The organism is Bradyrhizobium sp. cir1 (assembly GCF_014198245.1).
GTDB lineage: Bacteria > Pseudomonadota > Alphaproteobacteria > Rhizobiales > Xanthobacteraceae > Bradyrhizobium.
On record NZ_JACIHE010000002.1, the window covers coordinates 652,844 to 668,149 of the forward strand.

Sequence of the window (15,306 nt, forward strand, 5' to 3'; positions counted from 1 at the left end):
CGAGTTGCCCCACATCTGCCCGAACTTAATCCGCATTTAACTAAAAGTCGCCTTAATGACGCTCCGACCCTCTGCGAGATGCTGTTCCCGGATCGTGACCAGCGGCACTTTGAAGGGGGACTGAGTGACACCGTCCTGGACGCAAGGCGAATGAGTACGAGTATCGCTGCGCAGAGTAACGCGGCACGGAAGTCCAAAAATCCTGGCAAGAATTCTCTTCGGAAGCCTTCCCGGAAAATGACGACCACCAATTGGCTTGGCGCCGCGGCGATCGGCTGCGTCGTGATGGGCGCCGGCTGGACCATCCACAGCAACATCTTTGGCGCGAGCGTCTATCCGACCGTCGGCAGCATTGGCTACGACGAGCCGGTGATCAAGCGCGCGCCCAGGGTGGTGCTGCGCGAGGCCAGCGAGGCCATCAACGAGACCTTTGCCCTGCTGCCCGACCGCCTCCAGGTCGCGGCACCGATCTCCCGCGAGATGTTCAACGAGCGCTTTGCCGCGGCCGCGACGCAGGGCGTGCCGTCGAATGCGGCGAGCGCCGCGCCCGCGACCCAGGTTGCGGCAGCCAAAGACGCCCCGAAGCAGAGCGTGATCGCCAAGGTTGCGGAAGCGCTGAAGCCGGCGGCCAAGAACACTGACAAGACCACCGACAAGACTGCGGACAAGGCCAAGCGTGCGCCCGAGGGCCAGATGCAGCTCGCCTCGGCCGACCCGGCCGAGATCGTGCCGGCGCCCGAGGCAAAACCAAAGTCCTTCGCCGACCGCGCCAAGGCCGCGGTGATGTCGATCACCGGGCCGCGCCAGTCGATGGTGGAAAAGCTCTGGGGCAAGCGTGAGCCGTCCGGCGGACTTTTGGCCTATGCCTCGGCCGATGCCAGCGTGACGTCAGCCATCGCGCCGAAGGAACAGAATCCCATGCTCGGCGGCGCGCCGCCCTATGAGCGCGACACGGCGGTCTACGACATCACCGCCAAGACGGTGTATCTGCCCGACGGCACCAGGCTCGAGGCGCATTCCGGCCTCGGCTCCAACCTCGACGATCCACGCTCGCAGCGCACCCGCATGCGCGGCGTGACGCCGCCGCACATCTATACGCTGAAGCCGCGCGAGGCGTTGTTCCACGGCGTGCCGGCACTGCGCCTGACCCCGGTAGGCGGCGAGAGCGCGATCTATGGCCGCGACGGCCTGCTCGCGCACACCTTCATGCTCGGGCCGAACGGCGATTCCAACGGCTGCGTGTCGTTCAGGGATTACTACGCATTCCTCGACGCCTACCGCAACAAGGGCATCCGCAAGCTCGCGGTGCTGGCGCGCGTGGAGTGATCCGCGTCTAGGCCGCCAAGGTCTTGCGCAGCGCCATCTCGGTTGCGATCGCTTCCTTCACGGTGGGCCGCGCCTGCATGCGTTCGAGATACGCCGATAGCGACGGCCACTGCGCGATGTCGACTCCTGCCGGACGGAGCAGCAGCAAGGCCCAGGCGAGATGGGCATCCGCGACGGTGAAGCTGTTGCCGACGAGGAATTCGCGGTTCGCAAGATGCGCTGATGGCACCGACAAGGTCTGCGGGATTCGTGCGCGCGGCTTGGCGAGCGAGCCGTCGTCCTTGTACCAGAAGGTCGGAAACAGGAACGCTTTGTGGATCTCGGCGCCGATGAAGCTCAGCCATTCCTGCAGGCGATAGCGATCGGGATCGCCGAACCGCGGCGCAAGTCCCGTTTCCGGTTTCAGATCGGCGATGTATTGCAGCACCGCCGCGCATTCGGTCAGCCGCTCGCCGTTCTCGAGCACGAGGACCGGCACCGCACCCTTCGGCGATACGGTGCGAAAGTCGCTGTCGTCGTCCGCGACCTGCTTGGTCCTGAGATGCACCAGATGATAGCGTGCGTCCAGGCCTGCTTCCATCAGCGCGATACGGCTCGCAAGCGAGCACGCCATCGGCGAGAAATAGAGTTGCAGCATCGCGTTGCTCCGTTATTTCAGTGCATCGCCGCGCGCGATGATGGCGAAGCGGTCGGATAGCTCGGCGAGTGCAACCTCATGGATGGTCCGAGCGTCCAGCGTGCCGCCGCGGCCGTCCGGCAGGTCGCGCGTGGCGCAGGAATCGGCGTCGATCGTCGTGCGAAAGCCGAGGTCGAGCGCGGCGCGCGCCGTCGAGCTGACGCACATATGCGTCATGAAGCCGGCCAGGACGATGTTCTTCCTGTCGGTTGCGGCAAGGCGTGCCTGCAAATCGGTGCCGGCAAACGCATTAGGCAACTCCTTCTCGATCACCAGTTCGCCGGCACGGGGCCTGAGCTCGGTGACGATGGCGCCGCGCTCGGCGTCGCGATCGAACAGGCTGCCGGCCTTGCCGCGATGGGCAATGTGGATGATCGCAGCTCCGCTCTCGCGCGCCCGTGCCAGCAGCGCAGCCGCCCGCGCGATCGCAGGTCTCGCGTCGGGCAAAGCGAGAGGACCTTCGAGATATTCGTTCTGGATATCGATCAGCACCAGCGCGGCGTCGGCAAGACGCGGTGGGTTGAGATCGGCACCGGCGAGCTGCAGCAGGGTCTTTGCGGTCGTCGTCATGGTCTTGAAAATCTCCGGGGCAAAAGGCTCGCCAAACATAGCCCCGGGAATGCCTGCCGATATGCAGGGATATTGCAGCGGGTAGCTGCGATATTGCAGGCCGCGCCCAGCCGGTATAACCTCGCGCAATGAATTGGGACGACCTGCGCATCATCGCTGCCGTCAGGGACGAGGGCACCTACGCGGGCGCCAGCGCGCGGCTGCGCATCGACGAGACGACGGTCGGGCGCAGGCTGTCGCGCATCGAGCGCGCGCTCGGTTTGCGTTTGTTCGAGGCCGCCGACGGCGTCCGCAGGCCGACGCGGAGTTGCGAGGCGGTGCTGGCGCATGTCGAGGCGATGGCCGCACATGCCGCCGAGATCGGTCGCCTCAGTGAGAGCCTGGAAGGTCCGGTGGGACGCCTGCGCATCGCCTCCACCAACACGGTCGCCGAGGAGGTGCTGTCGCCGCGCGCGAGCGACTTCCTGCGTGCCAATCCCGGCCTGACGCTGCAATTCCTCACCTCGAGCGAGAACGTCAAATTCTCGCGCTGGGAGGCCGATCTCGCCATCCGCCTGCGCAAACCCGACAAGGGCGACTTCGCGATCTCAAAGCTCGGCGATATCCGGATCTATTATTTCGAGCCTGATACGACCGAGGGCGAGTCGATGCTGTGCGCCTATCCGGACGAGCTCGGGGCCATTCCCGAGATGCAATTCCTGCGCACGAAGAATGCCCGCGCGCGCTGCGTCACCGACAACGTTCGCGTCATCCGTAATCTGATCCGCGCGCATCAGGCCGCCGGTGTGTTGCCGGAGTATGTTTGCGCGGACTTGCTCGGCGATCGCCGCCTGAGCGCCACGCTGCTGCCGAAGCGGCGCGACGTGTGGCTGCTGGTGCAAAACCACCTCAAGCGCGATCCGGCGACACGCGTGACGATCGACTGGGTGAGGGCGTGTTTCCAGGAGATGTCGCGCAGTTGACGCCACGTCGCGGTGTGACGACCGCGTCACAGTGCGCGAGCTGCGACGAAAAATCTTGAGCCTGCCCCTTGCAACCCGAACGTGCCTGGTCTATTAGCGCCGTCCTTCGCTAGGCCATGGGTTCGGGCTCTCTGAGATCCCGACTGGCGCGGGCCGGTCTCCGGTTTCGTGTTCCGCCGAATGAAGACGCAGGATGTGGCTCATGGAGAGCATCGGGCCAAAAGCTCGAAGGCATCGGTTCGATTCCGGTCTCTTGCTCCACGAAGGATAGCTCAGTGGTAGAGCAGGTGAATGATAATCATCGTGACGCGGGTTCGAATCCCGCTCCAGCGCTCCGTTTCAGCCTGAAAAGCTGATTCCTCTGAAGGGGACCGGACGCGCGCTTCAGTCGCAGTCCGGCCGTTTTGCCGCAAGGCTTTCCGTCCGAACCTAGACACTGTGAGACCGGCTTTGCGCCGCGGGTCGATACCGCTTGCGCTGATGCCGGGTGGCTCCGCACGGCCGCGCGACACTTCTCGCGCGATCGCGCGCGTGCGCCCGTCGTCAGGCAAGCTCAAGCCCCGGCCCGCCGATTTTTCAGGAAGCGTCGTCCGCGTCCTCAAATCCTTTGCAGACGAAACCTGTCGTCCGGCATCCGGCCGGGCGCAAACGAAGGAGGCGTGTGCCATGACTTCTGAAAAGACCTGGCATTTGCTGATGCTGAACGTGACGGTGAAGGATGGCGAGCGTGCGTTGCTCACGCGCAACGGGCAGCTCGTGCGCGTGCTCGCGCCCGGCAAGCACCGGCTGTTCGATCCCCTGCACGAGCTGAAGGCCGAGGTGCTCGACGTGGTCCGCAGCGAATTTCCCGCGGAGCGCTACGCGGTGCTGAAGGCCGCGCGGCCCGATCTTGCCGCCGAGCTGTTCGAGGCGGTCGAGACCAAGGCGGACGAGATCGCCATCGTCAGCCTCGACGGCCGGCCCGTGCATCTGATGACGCCTTGGCAGGCGCGCGTCTACTGGAAGGTCGCGACCCGCATCGATGTCGAGCGCATCGATGTGTCCGCTGATCCCAAGGTCAGCGCGCGGCATCTGGCCATGATCGAGCGCAACCGTTCGGCCGTGACGTCGGAGACGGTGGTCGAGAACCACGAGGCTGGCCTGCTCTATGTCGAGGGCCGGCTCACCGAGCGGCTCGCGCCCGGCCGGCACGCCTTCTGGACCGTTGGCCGCAAGATCGAGGTCAAGCGCCTCGACCTGCGGCCCCAGGCGGTCGAGATCACCGCGCAGGAGATGCTGACCAAGGATCGCATCGCGCTGCGGGTGACGCTGACGGCGTTCCGTAAGGTGGTCGATCCCGAGCGGACGGTTGCGACCGTGCCCGACGTGGATGCGTGGCTGTACCGCCTGGTGCAGTTCGCGATCCGCGAGGCGGTCGCGGGCCGGACGCTGGACGAGGTGCTGTCTGCGAAGGCGGCGCTGGATGCGGAGCTGCGCGACTATGTGCGTGCACGCGTCGCAGAGTCTGGCGTCGAGGTGACCGAGCTCGGCGTCAAGGACGTGATCCTGCCCGGCGAGATCCGGGAACTGGTGAACAAGGTGGTCGAGGCGGAGCGGGTCGCGAAGGCGAACCTGATCCGCCGGCAGGAGGAGACCGCGGCGACGCGTTCGCTCCTGAACACCGCCCGCCTGATGGAGGAGAACCCCCTGCTGCTGCGGCTCAAGGAGCTGGAGTCGCTGGAGCGGCTGGTCGAGAAGGTCGGCCGCATCGACCTCCATGCCGGCGACGGCCAGGGCCTCGACGCCCTCCTGACCCGGCTCGTGCGCCTGAAGGCGCCCGAGAGCGCATGAAACGGAAGGGCCGCCCACGGGCGGCCCTTCACATCTGCATCGCTTGCGGTGAACGCGATCCGCGCGACGCCCGACCAATTGGAGTTCGCTTGGGATTGCACGCGCGCGCAGGCTGCGTAATCTCATGATGACGATCTTGATCAGGCAGGCGCATGACCACTCTTGAGCAAACGATCCGCCCTGCGGCGCGATCCAGCGAATGGAAGGCGATTGTTGTCCTGATCCTGCTGATTCCGGTGCTGTGGTCGCCGCCGTTCCTGGTTCGCTTCTTCCTGTATCAGCCGTTCAACATCCCGTCCGGATCGATGACGCCGACGCTGGTCGTCGGCGACTATGTCTTCGCCGCAAAATATGCCTATGGCTATGGCCGCTATTCCTTCCCGTTCGCGCCGTCCTGGATCTCGGGCCGCATCCTCGCCGCCGACCCCGAATACGGCGACATCGTCGTGTTTCGCACGGCGAAGGACACCTCAGTCGATTACGTCAAGCGCGTGGTCGGTCTGCCCGGCGACCGCATCCAGATGCGGCGGGGCCAGCTCTTCCTCAATGACCGCCCGGTGACGCGCGTGGCGTTGAAGGAGGTGTTCGCAGGCAGCGCCTGCGGAGGTGATGACGAGGCGAAGGTCAAACGCTGGCGCGAGACGCTGCCGAGCGGCGCGTCCTATGTGACCTACGACTGCATCGACAACGGCTTCCTCGACAACACCAACGTCTTCACGGTGCCGCCGGGCCATTTCTTCGTGCTCGGCGACAACCGCGACAACTCCACCGACAGCCGGATGATGAGCGCGATGGGCTTCATCCCGATGGACAATCTGATCGGCAAGGTGACGCGGATATTCTGGTCACTCGATGAGAACGGCGATCCGCATGTGGAGCGGCTGGGCAAGGTTGAGTGAGGCGACGCCGTCATTCCGGGGCAGCGCGAAGCGCTGAGCCCGGAATCCATCAATCCGCAAGCTCAGCTCGCAATTTGTGGATATAGGTCGATCCACTGAGGATTCTTCTCCTCAATAAGCCGGACCTTCCATTCCCTTCGCCACTTCTTCAATTCCTTCTCGCGTGCGATGGCGGTGAGGGTCGTCGTAAATCTCGAACCAAACGAGCCTCGACAGAGTATCTTTTGCTGAAACCGGCGGCGACTTTGCTCTTATGTTCGTGGACACGGCGGACGATGTCATTCGTCACGCCGATGTAGAGCGTGCCGTATTTCTTGCTGGCGAGGAGGTAGACGTAATAGGCCATGAGCAAGCGGTGAAATGGATTCCGGGCTCGCGACTTCGTCGCGCCCCGGAATGACCGGTAATACTACTTTTGCGTGTAAAATACAAAAGCAAAAACCCCGGCATCGCTGCCGGGGTTTCGCGTTTCTCGACTTTGCCTAAACGGCTGGATCAGAAGTCCATGCCGCCCATGCCGCCGCCGGGGGGCATCGCCGGGCCGGCGCCGCCCTTCTTGGGCAGCTCGGCGACCATGGCTTCCGTGGTGATCAGCAGCGCGGCAACCGAGGCAGCGTTCTGGATCGCGGTACGGACCACCTTGGTCGGGTCGATGATGCCCTTCTTGACGAGGTCGGCATATTCGCCGGTCTGGGAGTCGAAGCCGTAATTGTAGGTCTTGTTCTCCAGGATCTTGCCGACGATCACCGAGCCGTCTTCACCGGCGTTGATCGCGATCTGGCGAGCGGGAGCCGACAGCGCCTTGCGCACGATCTCGACGCCGGTCTTCTGGTCGTCGTTCTTGGTGCGCAGGCCCTTGAGCTGCTCGGAAGCACGGAGCAGGGCGACGCCGCCGCCCGGGACGATGCCTTCCTCGACAGCCGCGCGGGTCGCATGCATCGCGTCATCAACGCGATCCTTGCGCTCCTTCACCTCGACCTCGGTCGCGCCGCCGACGCGGATCACCGCGACGCCGCCCGCGAGCTTGGCAAGACGCTCCTGGAGCTTCTCACGGTCGTAGTCCGAGGTGGTCTCCTCGATCTGCGCCTTGATCTGGGCCACACGCGCCTCGATGTCGGCCTTCTTGCCGGCGCCGTTGACGATCGTGGTGTTCTCCTTGTCGATCATCACCTTCTTGGCGCGACCGAGCATGTTGAGCGTGACGTTCTCGAGCTTGATGCCGAGATCTTCCGAGATCGCCTGGCCGCCGGTCAGGATCGCGATGTCCTGCAGCATGGCCTTGCGGCGATCGCCGAAGCCCGGAGCCTTGACGGCCGCGACCTTCAGGCCGCCGCGCAGGCGGTTCACGACCAGGGTTGCGAGGGCTTCGCCTTCGACGTCCTCGGCGACGATGACCAGCGGCTTGCCGGTCTGCACCACGGCCTCGAGCAGCGGCAGCAGCTCGTTCAGCGAGGAGAGCTTCTTCTCGTTGATGAGGATGTAGGCGTCGTCCATCTCAACGCGCATCTTGTCGGCGTTGGTGACGAAGTAGGGCGAGATGTAGCCGCGGTCGAACTGCATGCCCTCGACGACGTCGAGCTCGGTCTCGAGCGACTTGGCTTCCTCGACGGTGATGACACCCTCGTTGCCGACCTTCTTCATGGCATCGGAGAGGAACTTGCCGATCTCCGCGTCGCCGTTGGCCGAGATGGTGCCGACCTGGGCGATCTCCTCGTTCGAGGTGACCTTCTTGGAGTTCTTCTGGAGGTCCGCAACCACGGCTTCGACCGCGAGGTCGATACCGCGCTTGAGGTCCATCGGGTTCATGCCGGCGGCGACCGACTTGGCGCCTTCCTTCACGATCGCGGCCGCGAGCACGGTCGCGGTGGTGGTGCCGTCGCCGGCCGCGTCAGCGGACTTGGAGGCGACTTCGCGCACCATCTGTGCGCCCATGTTCTCGAACTTGTCCTCGAGCTCGATCTCCTTGGCGACGGTGACGCCGTCCTTGGTGATGCGGGGAGCGCCGAACGACTTGTCGAGCACGACGTTGCGGCCCTTCGGACCGAGCGTGACCTTCACCGCGTTGGCGAGAATGTCGACGCCGCGCAACATCTTGTCGCGCGCTTCAACCGAGAATTTGACTTCTTTGGCTGCCATCTGGAATTTTCCTTGAGGTGTTTGACGGGAGGGAGAGAGGGGGCTCTTAGGCCGCCTTCTTCTTGGAAGCGGGGACGTCGAGGACGCCCATGATGTCGCTTTCCTTCATGATCAAGAGATCGACGCCGTCGATCTTGACCTCGGTGCCGGACCACTTGCCGAACAGCACGCGGTCGCCGACCTTGAGGTCGATCGGGATCAGCTTGCCGGCCTCGTCGCGGCCACCGGGGCCGACGGCGACGACTTCGCCCTGGGAGGGCTTTTCCTTGGCAGTGTCGGGAATGATGATGCCGCCAGCGGTCTTCTCTTCTGCGTCGATGCGCTTGACCACGACGCGGTCGTGAAGCGGACGGAATTTCATGCAGTCCTCCTAAGTAGTTGCACGATATGGGAATTTTTGGGCGTTAGCAGTCTGTGCCCGCGAGTGCTAGCACAGGCGAGGCTGAAATAGGACAGGAATTTTGCGGGGGCAAGAGCTTCTAGCAGAAAAATCAGCACCCGGAAGGCCGGACTGCCAGAATCTCTTTTCCATCGTTAACCAGCCTCGGAGGCCTCTTCGAGGCCCCTTGGGAGGCCGTATTAGCACGGAGTCATGTCTGCTGCTAACGCATTGAATTTCAACAGCTTGTTAAACTTTTGGGCTTGAGATGGGTTGTCAGTTTGCGTCACATTTCTCTCATGTGAGCGCATCTCCACCGGGTGGCTCGTAAGCAGCGTACCGGAAAGCCGCCCCTGAATGCGCTCCTGCAAAGGAGGTTGGCATGGGACTGCGGGTTGGGGGCGTTTCCGAGGACTTCCGGAAACAGATGCTGGGCTACGGGCTGACGACGGCACAAATTCTCTACCGGATGCCGGATCATCCCTCGCTGCTCCAGACCTATGTCTGGCAGAACTACGACATGTTCCCGAAATTCCCGGCGCTGACGGATTTCCTCGCCTTCTGGCAAGAGAAGCTCGAGGGCCCTCTCTTCTCGGTGACGGTCGCGCATTCCAAGCTGATCAAGCCCGCGGAGCTCCGCGCCGTCGACGGCGTGTTCCGGCTGCATTGAAGCGAGCACCGGTCTCGTAGGGTAGGCAAAGGCGCGCACGCGCCGTGCCCACCATCTCTCAGCGATCGCATCTGACAATGGTGGGCACGCTCCGCTTTGCCCACCATTGTACGAACACGCGATCAGACGCCACCGCTGCAATAGCGCTTCCACATCGCGCGATAGGCCTCGTCCACCGCTTGCGCGTAGGCGACCGGGTTGCAGGCGGCCGCAGCCCTGACCTGCCCGGGCAGCTCGCTGCGCAATTTGTCGAGGTCGCCGAGCTCAGCCGCACGGCTCACCGCGATGTCGACATAGGCCTCCTCGCTGTCCGTCACCCAGTCCGGCAGGCCGAGCGCGGTGAGAATGGAGCCGGCGGCACGGCTGGGCAGGCTGTTCCCGAGCTTCGCCACCACGGGCACGCCCATCTGCAAGGCTTCCAATGTGCTGACGCCGCCATTCTGCGGGAATGGGTCGAGGGCGATATCGACGCGATTGAACGCTGCCAGATGATCGACTCGCAAGGTGGTGCCGAGCAGTTCGACGCGTTCGGCCGGCACGCCACAAGTCGCAAGCCGTGCCAGCAGATTGTCGCGGACCAGTTGATCGTCCAGCGCAACATCCTTGATCAGCAGTCGTGATCCCGGCACCCGATCGAGAATCCTGGACCAAGCCTGCGCGGCCTGGTCCGAAATCTTGCTGATGCGGTTGAAGACACCGAATGTGACGAAGCCGTTCGAGATCGCCGGCGTTGACGCCCGGGCAAGCTCGAGCGGCAGCGGCTCCAGTGTCACGAAGCACGGCAGATCGACGACAGTTTCCGCAAACAGATGCCGGACCGCGGGAGGAATCGCGACCGGGTCCGAGAACAGATAATCGATCGTCGGCAGCCCGGTGCCGGTGCCGTGACCCCAGCCATGGGCCTGGATCGGCGCCGGCTTGCGCGCAAACACGCTGAGGCGGTTTCCTTTGGTATGGCCGGACAGATCGATCAGGATATCGATGCCATCGGCGCGGATCTGATCGGCGAGGCGATCGTCGCTCCATTGCGAGGCGTCGCGCCAGCGATCGGCGATCTTTTGAAATTCGGCGGTCGCCGGATCCACTTTCGACGAACAGGAGTAGCACACGATCTCGAACTGTTCCCGGTCATGGTATTGCAGGACCGGCTTGAAGATGAACGCGGCCGAATGCGCGTTGAAGTCCGCTGAGACATAGCCAAGCACCAGACGGCGATCCGGATCGCGGCTGTTGTCGTACGGTCCCGCCGCTTCTGAAGCGAACGTCGTGCCGATCCGCTCCCACCAGACCTGCCGTGCTTGCTGATGCTGCTCAACGCTGGCATCCGCCGCGAAATCGAGCGTGAATATCTTGGTGGAGATCGCGCCCGGGAAGTTGGGCTCGATCTCGAGGGTTCTGTCGTAACTGGCCAGAGCTTCGTCGATCCGCCCAAGTGCGGAGAGACAAACGCCCCGCACCAGGTGAGCTTGAGCAGCATCGGGATCGAGCGCGATGGCTTTCTCGCTATCGTGCAGTGCTTCGGCGATTTGCTGGATCTGGAGCCAGACATTGGCGCGCCCGAGCCATCCGTTCATGTCGTCGGGCGCCAGGGCGATTGCCCGGTTGCAATCCGCCATGGCTTCGTCAAATCGCAGAAGCTCCTGCAATACGATGGCGCGGTTCGCCAGCGCCGAGGCATAGTTGGGCTTGATCGATAGCGCGCGATTCAGGCTTGCGATGGCCTCGTCATAATTGCGCAGACGGCAGAGCACCCAACCCCGGCCGTTGTGGGCTTCGGCAAGGTTTCCGTCGATTGCGAGCGCCTTGTCGTAGCACTCGAGCGCTTGCTGAAGATTGAGGGTCACGCTCGCGTTGCCGAGATTGGACAGGGCTACGGCGAAGTTGGGGCGCAAGGCGAGGGCCCTTCGATAGCTCTCGCGAGCCTCATCGTGACGTCGTAGCTTGTTCAGCGCGACGCCTCGGCTCATGTGAGCATCGGCAGATTGCGGATCCACGGCAACCGCCCGGCTCAGCAGAATTTCGGCCTGCTGATAGTTCTTGGCATCCGACTCCAATGAGCCGAGCATATGCAGCGCGATGAACTGGTTGGGCTCGAGCTGCAGGACCTGTCGATAGCCAGCCCGGGCGTCGGGGAGAAGCCCTTGCTTGTGCAACTGGAGGGCCAGCCCGAGCAATGGCAGCACTTCGGCCTGCTGCCGCTTCCGAAGCCGGGCATTGTGGAATGCACGCTGACCTACGCTGTTGCTCATGAATCAATCCCCCAGAATCTCCCGGCGAGACTAAATCGGCGCGGGAACGAATACGAGACGACGGCCACCAGCCACGACAGCTTGGGACAAGCTTCGACGCGATGGGGCCGCGCGTGCCCGAGCCCCGCGATTGCTGCCTGGTCCAGGACTGGCTAATCTGCCTTCGGGTTGCACCCGTCCGGCGGGCGCGGCTCAGATCAGGGAGGCAGACAATGGCCAGGCAAAAGGCATCAAGACCCGCAGCGAAGACCGCGGTGAAGAAGCGGAGTGGCGCCAAGGCAGCGGCACGGTCCTCGGCACGCAAGGCGGTGAAGGCAAAGGCGCGCACAGCCGCACCGAAGAAGCCCGCACGTCCCAGGCAGCGTATCGCGATCAGCCATCACCGCGAAGAAGACTTCAAGGCCGACGGCCTGCGTGCTTATGCGAAGTACCGCGACCTCGGTATTGCCGACGCAACCCATGGCCTGGCGCAGGCGCATGTGATCCGGCTGCAAGGCCCCTGCGATCCGGCGGAGGTCTCGAAGCTGCATTTCCACGACGTCGAATTCCAGATGGTCTACGTGCTCAAGGGCTGGGTGAAGACCTACATGGACGGGCAGGGTGAGACCTTGATGAAGGAAGGCAGCGCCTGGACCCAGCCGCCGAGGATCAAGCACATGATCCTGGACTATTCGGACGACGTCGAGTTGCTGGAGGTGATCCTGCCGGCGGAGTTCAAGACGGTGGAGCTGAAGGCGTAAGTTGACGCGCGGTCGCGCGTTGTCGTTCTCCGCCGTCATTCCGGGGCGCGCCTCTTGGCGCGAGCCCGGAATCTATTTCACCCCGGGTGCTGCGGCCAGATGGATTCCGGGCTCGCGCTACGCGCGCCCCGGAATGACGGCGGAGAGAGCTAACTCAACACCCCCACCACCGCCCCCATCAGGCACGTCGTCAGCGTCCCCGATACGATCGACTTGAGCCCCAGCGCGTTGATCTCCTCGCGCCGCTCCGGCGCCATCACCCCCAAGCCGCCGATCATGATGCCGAGGCTGGCGAAATTGGCGAAGCCGCACATCGCGTAGAGCATGATCAGGCGCGAGCGCGGATCGAGCGTATCGCCTGGCAGCTTCGAGAGGTCGACATAGGCGATCAATTCGTTGAGCACGGTCTTGGTGCCCATCAGGCTGCCGGCCGTCACCGCCTGGTCCCACGGCAATCCCATCAGCCAGCACACCGGCGCCATGACGAGGCCAAGCAGGCGCTGCAGCGAGATCGCGGCGCCGCCGATGTTTGGCAACAGGCCGAGGATGGCGTTGACGAGATAGACCAGCGCCACCAGCACCAGCAGCATGGCGACGATGTTGAGCAGCAATTCGAGGCCCGCGCTCGTGCCTTTCACGATCGCGTCCATCGTGCTGGCGACGTCCATCTCGGGATCCTCCAGCGTACCGCCGGTGCGCTTGTCGGAGGTTTCGGGCACCATGATCAGGCTGACGAGGATCGCGGCCGGCGCGCCCAGTACGGAGGCGATCACGAAATGCGCGGCCGCATCGGGAATGAGCGGCGCCAGGAGCGTCGCATAGAGCACCAGCACGGTGCCGGCGATGCCGGCCATGCCGCCGGTCATCACCAGAAACAATTCGCTGCGGGTCATCTGCGCCAGATACGGCCGCACGAACAGCGGCGCCTCGACCATGCCGAGGAAAATGTTGGCGGCGGTCGATAGCCCGACCGCGCCGCCGACGCCGAGCGTGCGCTCCAGCAGCCAGGCCATGCCGCGCACGACCGGCGGCAGCACGCGCCAGTAGAACAGCAGCGTCGTCAGCACGCTCATGACCAGCACGATCGGCAGCGCCTGGAATGCGAGGATGAAGTCCGCGCCGGGCACCTTCAGGTCGAAAGGCAGGGTGCCGCCGCCGATATAGCCGAACACGAAGGCGGAGCCGGCGCGCGAGGCCGCCGAGATGGCGCCGACCGCGTCGTTGATGGCACCGAAGCCATGGGCGACGATCGGCAGCTTCAGCAGCACGACCGCGGTGACGAAGGTCGCGGCGAGGCCGATCGCCGCCTGGCGCAGCGAGACCGCGCGGCGATTCTCTGCCAGCGCGAAGGCGATCAGCAGCAATGCGAAAATGCCGAGTGCCGATTGCAGGCGAAGCATGATGTCCCCAAACCCCCAATGATTATGGCCGCGCGTGCGTTGCAAAGGCAATGCCGACAGGCCACGGAAGTGTCCCGTTGTTGACAAGCGGACCCGTCTCAGCCACGCGGAGGCCCATCGAGATCAGGGGGCGGACAGTCCGAGGTGACCGAAGCGGCGATGCCAGAGCAGCCAATATCCCAAAATCCGCCGGTCAGTGCCGGCGCGCTCATCGCCCACCGCGCCTTCCTGTTCTTCGTCCTCTCGCGCAGCCTGTCGCGCTTCTCCAGCCAGATCGCTGCGGTCGCGATCGGCTGGCAGATCTACGATCTCACCGGCTCGGCCTTCGACCTCGGGATGGTCGGCCTGGTGCAGTTCCTGCCCACCGCGCTCCTGGTGTTCGTCGCCGGCCACGCTGCCGACCGTTTCGAGCGCAAGCGCGTGGTCCAGCTCTGCCAGCTCGTGGAAGCGGCGACCGCGCTCTATCTCGCGACCATCACCTATCTCGGCGCGGTCAGCGAGGTGCAGATCTTCATCGCGACTTTCGTGCTCGGCATTGCCGGCGCGTTCGAGAGCCCGACCACCGCGGCGCTGCTGCCGCTGATCGCGCCGCAGGGATCGCTCCAGCGGGCCACCGCGGTCGCGAGCGGTGCGGGGCAGGTCGCGACCATCGCCGGTCCCGCGCTCGGCGGTTTCGCCTACGCGATCGCGCCGCATCTCGCCTACGCCGTGATGCTGCTGTTCTGGATTGTGGGGATGATCCTGACCGGCTTCATCCGGCCGCGGCCGCAGGCGCTCGCCAAGGACATGGACCACGCGGATAATATCTTTGCCGGGGTCCGCTTCATCCGCAGCAATCCCGCCATTCTCGGCACCATCTCGCTCGACCTGTTCGCCGTGCTGTTCGGCGGCGTCACCGCGTTGTTGCCGATCTATGCTCGCGACATCCTGCAGACCGGCCCGGTCGGCCTCGGCGTGCTCCGTGCGGCGCCTGCGGTCGGTGCGCTGCTGATGACCATGGTGCTGGCGCGCCATGCCATCTCGCGCCATGTCGGCCTGCGTATGTTCCAGGCCGTGATCGTGTTCGGCCTCGCCACCATCGTGTTCGCGCTGTCGTCGTGGATGTGGCTGTCGGTGCTGTCGCTGGCGATCCTCGGGGCCGCCGACACGATCAGCGTCGTGATCCGCTTCTCGCTGGTGCAGCTGTCGACGCCCGACGAGATGCGCGGCCGCGTCGGCGCGGTGAACTTCCTGTTCATCAACGCCTCGAACCAGCTCGGTCAGTTCGAGAGCGGCCTCACGGCCGCCCTGTTCGGCACCATGCCCGCCGCCGTGCTCGGCGGCGTCTGCACCGTCGCGGTGGCGCTGCTCTGGATGAAGTTGTTCCCCAGCCTGCGGCAGGTGGAGAGTTTGGAGTAGGGGAAGGTCTCTCCCCCGTCATTGCGAGGAGCCCTTGCGACGAAGCAATCCAGAATCTCGCCGCATTTGAC

The 15,306-nt window shown here is 64.4% G+C and carries 13 protein-coding genes, 2 tRNA genes and 1 pseudogene; 9 read left to right on the forward strand and 7 right to left on the reverse strand.

The window, feature by feature from the left end:
- The first annotated feature begins 237 nt into the window (after positions 1–237).
- The gene (locus GGD63_RS07625) at positions 238–1,326 is read left to right on the forward strand and encodes a DUF2778 domain-containing protein (protein WP_183240464.1); all 1,089 of its coding nucleotides are present in this window, start codon (positions 238–240) and stop codon (positions 1,324–1,326) included.
- Positions 1,327–1,333: 7 nt separating this feature from the next.
- Here the strand turns inward: GGD63_RS07625 and GGD63_RS07630 are convergent, their stop codons facing one another.
- Positions 1,334–1,963, reverse strand: a complete 630-nt coding sequence (locus GGD63_RS07630; protein ID WP_183240465.1) for a glutathione binding-like protein — start codon at positions 1,961–1,963, stop codon at positions 1,334–1,336.
- A gap of 12 nt (positions 1,964–1,975) precedes the next feature.
- Positions 1,976–2,572, reverse strand: coding sequence for a cysteine hydrolase family protein (locus GGD63_RS07635; RefSeq protein WP_246785381.1), 597 nt, complete (start codon positions 2,570–2,572; stop codon positions 1,976–1,978).
- 128 nt (positions 2,573–2,700) lie between these two features.
- Here GGD63_RS07635 and GGD63_RS07640 point away from each other — a divergent pair, with 128 nt between their 5' ends.
- The 5 genes from GGD63_RS07640 to lepB all read left to right on the forward strand — a co-directional run bounded on the left by GGD63_RS07640 (position 2,701) and on the right by lepB (position 6,263).
- On the forward strand, positions 2,701–3,534 hold the full coding sequence (locus GGD63_RS07640) for a LysR family transcriptional regulator (protein ID WP_183240469.1): 834 nt from the start codon (positions 2,701–2,703) through the stop codon (positions 3,532–3,534).
- A 188-nt stretch (positions 3,535–3,722) separates the two neighbouring features.
- Positions 3,723–3,795: transfer RNA gene (locus GGD63_RS07645), tRNA-Phe, on the forward strand.
- A gap of 4 nt (positions 3,796–3,799) precedes the next feature.
- Positions 3,800–3,863, forward strand: a tRNA-Ile gene (locus GGD63_RS07650).
- A gap of 337 nt (positions 3,864–4,200) precedes the next feature.
- Positions 4,201–5,364: a slipin family protein gene (locus GGD63_RS07655; RefSeq protein WP_183240471.1), complete on the forward strand. Its 1,164-nt coding sequence runs from the start codon at positions 4,201–4,203 to the stop codon at positions 5,362–5,364.
- A gap of 152 nt (positions 5,365–5,516) precedes the next feature.
- Positions 5,517–6,263 (forward strand): signal peptidase I, encoded by a 747-nt coding sequence (gene lepB / locus GGD63_RS07660; RefSeq protein WP_183240472.1) that lies wholly within the window; start codon positions 5,517–5,519, stop codon positions 6,261–6,263.
- Between the two features lie 62 nt (positions 6,264–6,325).
- Here the strand turns inward: lepB and GGD63_RS07665 are convergent.
- The 3 genes and pseudogenes from GGD63_RS07665 to GGD63_RS07675 form a co-directional block, all read right to left on the reverse strand.
- Positions 6,326–6,609: pseudogene (locus tag GGD63_RS07665) on the reverse strand (GIY-YIG nuclease family protein).
- 149 nt (positions 6,610–6,758) lie between these two features.
- A complete protein-coding gene (groL, locus tag GGD63_RS07670) occupies positions 6,759–8,399 on the reverse strand; it encodes a chaperonin GroEL (RefSeq protein WP_183240474.1) in 1,641 nt (546 codons plus the stop codon).
- Positions 8,400–8,445: 46 nt separating this feature from the next.
- Complete coding sequence (locus GGD63_RS07675) at positions 8,446–8,760, reverse strand: co-chaperone GroES (protein ID WP_014494241.1); 315 nt, start codon at positions 8,758–8,760, stop codon at positions 8,446–8,448.
- Positions 8,761–9,160: 400 nt separating this feature from the next.
- Here GGD63_RS07675 and GGD63_RS07680 point away from each other — a divergent pair, with 400 nt between their 5' ends.
- Positions 9,161–9,448 (forward strand): usg protein, encoded by a 288-nt coding sequence (locus GGD63_RS07680; RefSeq protein ID WP_063682543.1) that lies wholly within the window; start codon positions 9,161–9,163, stop codon positions 9,446–9,448.
- 122 nt (positions 9,449–9,570) lie between these two features.
- Here GGD63_RS07680 and GGD63_RS07685 read toward each other — a convergent pair whose 3' ends face one another.
- Complete coding sequence (locus GGD63_RS07685) at positions 9,571–11,697, reverse strand: tetratricopeptide repeat protein (protein ID WP_183240476.1); 2,127 nt, start codon at positions 11,695–11,697, stop codon at positions 9,571–9,573.
- Positions 11,698–11,909: 212 nt separating this feature from the next.
- On the opposite strand from GGD63_RS07685, the gene GGD63_RS07690 reads away from it, so the two are divergent.
- Complete coding sequence (locus GGD63_RS07690; RefSeq protein ID WP_183240478.1) at positions 11,910–12,437, forward strand: cupin domain-containing protein; 528 nt, start codon at positions 11,910–11,912, stop codon at positions 12,435–12,437.
- 149 nt (positions 12,438–12,586) lie between these two features.
- Here the strand turns inward: GGD63_RS07690 and GGD63_RS07695 are convergent, their stop codons facing one another.
- Entirely contained in the window at positions 12,587–13,837 is a 1,251-nt protein-coding gene (locus GGD63_RS07695; protein ID WP_183240479.1) for a NupC/NupG family nucleoside CNT transporter, read from the reverse strand.
- A gap of 159 nt (positions 13,838–13,996) precedes the next feature.
- Between GGD63_RS07695 and GGD63_RS07700 the strand changes: the two genes are divergently transcribed.
- Positions 13,997–15,235 (forward strand): MFS transporter, encoded by a 1,239-nt coding sequence (locus tag GGD63_RS07700; protein WP_183240481.1) that lies wholly within the window; start codon positions 13,997–13,999, stop codon positions 15,233–15,235.
- Positions 15,236–15,306 lie beyond the last annotated feature (71 nt).

Coding starts and splice junctions, on each gene's coding strand:
- GGD63_RS07640 (WP_183240469.1), top strand. CDS start 2,701: ATGAATTGGGACGACCTGCGCATCATCGCTGCCGTCAGGGACGAGGGC.
- GGD63_RS07680 (WP_063682543.1), top strand. CDS start 9,161: ATGGGACTGCGGGTTGGGGGCGTTTCCGAGGACTTCCGGAAACAGATG.
- GGD63_RS07685 (WP_183240476.1), bottom strand. CDS start 11,697: ATGAGCAACAGCGTAGGTCAGCGTGCATTCCACAATGCCCGGCTTCGG.
- GGD63_RS07690 (WP_183240478.1), top strand. CDS start 11,910: ATGGCCAGGCAAAAGGCATCAAGACCCGCAGCGAAGACCGCGGTGAAG.
- GGD63_RS07700 (WP_183240481.1), top strand. CDS start 13,997: ATGCCAGAGCAGCCAATATCCCAAAATCCGCCGGTCAGTGCCGGCGCG.
- GGD63_RS07625 (WP_183240464.1), top strand. CDS start 238: ATGACGACCACCAATTGGCTTGGCGCCGCGGCGATCGGCTGCGTCGTG.
- lepB (WP_183240472.1), top strand. CDS start 5,517: ATGACCACTCTTGAGCAAACGATCCGCCCTGCGGCGCGATCCAGCGAA.
- GGD63_RS07635 (WP_246785381.1), bottom strand. CDS start 2,572: ATGACGACGACCGCAAAGACCCTGCTGCAGCTCGCCGGTGCCGATCTC.
- GGD63_RS07675 (WP_014494241.1), bottom strand. CDS start 8,760: ATGAAATTCCGTCCGCTTCACGACCGCGTCGTGGTCAAGCGCATCGAC.
- GGD63_RS07630 (WP_183240465.1), bottom strand. CDS start 1,963: ATGCTGCAACTCTATTTCTCGCCGATGGCGTGCTCGCTTGCGAGCCGT.
- GGD63_RS07655 (WP_183240471.1), top strand. CDS start 4,201: ATGACTTCTGAAAAGACCTGGCATTTGCTGATGCTGAACGTGACGGTG.
- GGD63_RS07695 (WP_183240479.1), bottom strand. CDS start 13,837: ATGCTTCGCCTGCAATCGGCACTCGGCATTTTCGCATTGCTGCTGATC.
- groL (WP_183240474.1), bottom strand. CDS start 8,399: ATGGCAGCCAAAGAAGTCAAATTCTCGGTTGAAGCGCGCGACAAGATG.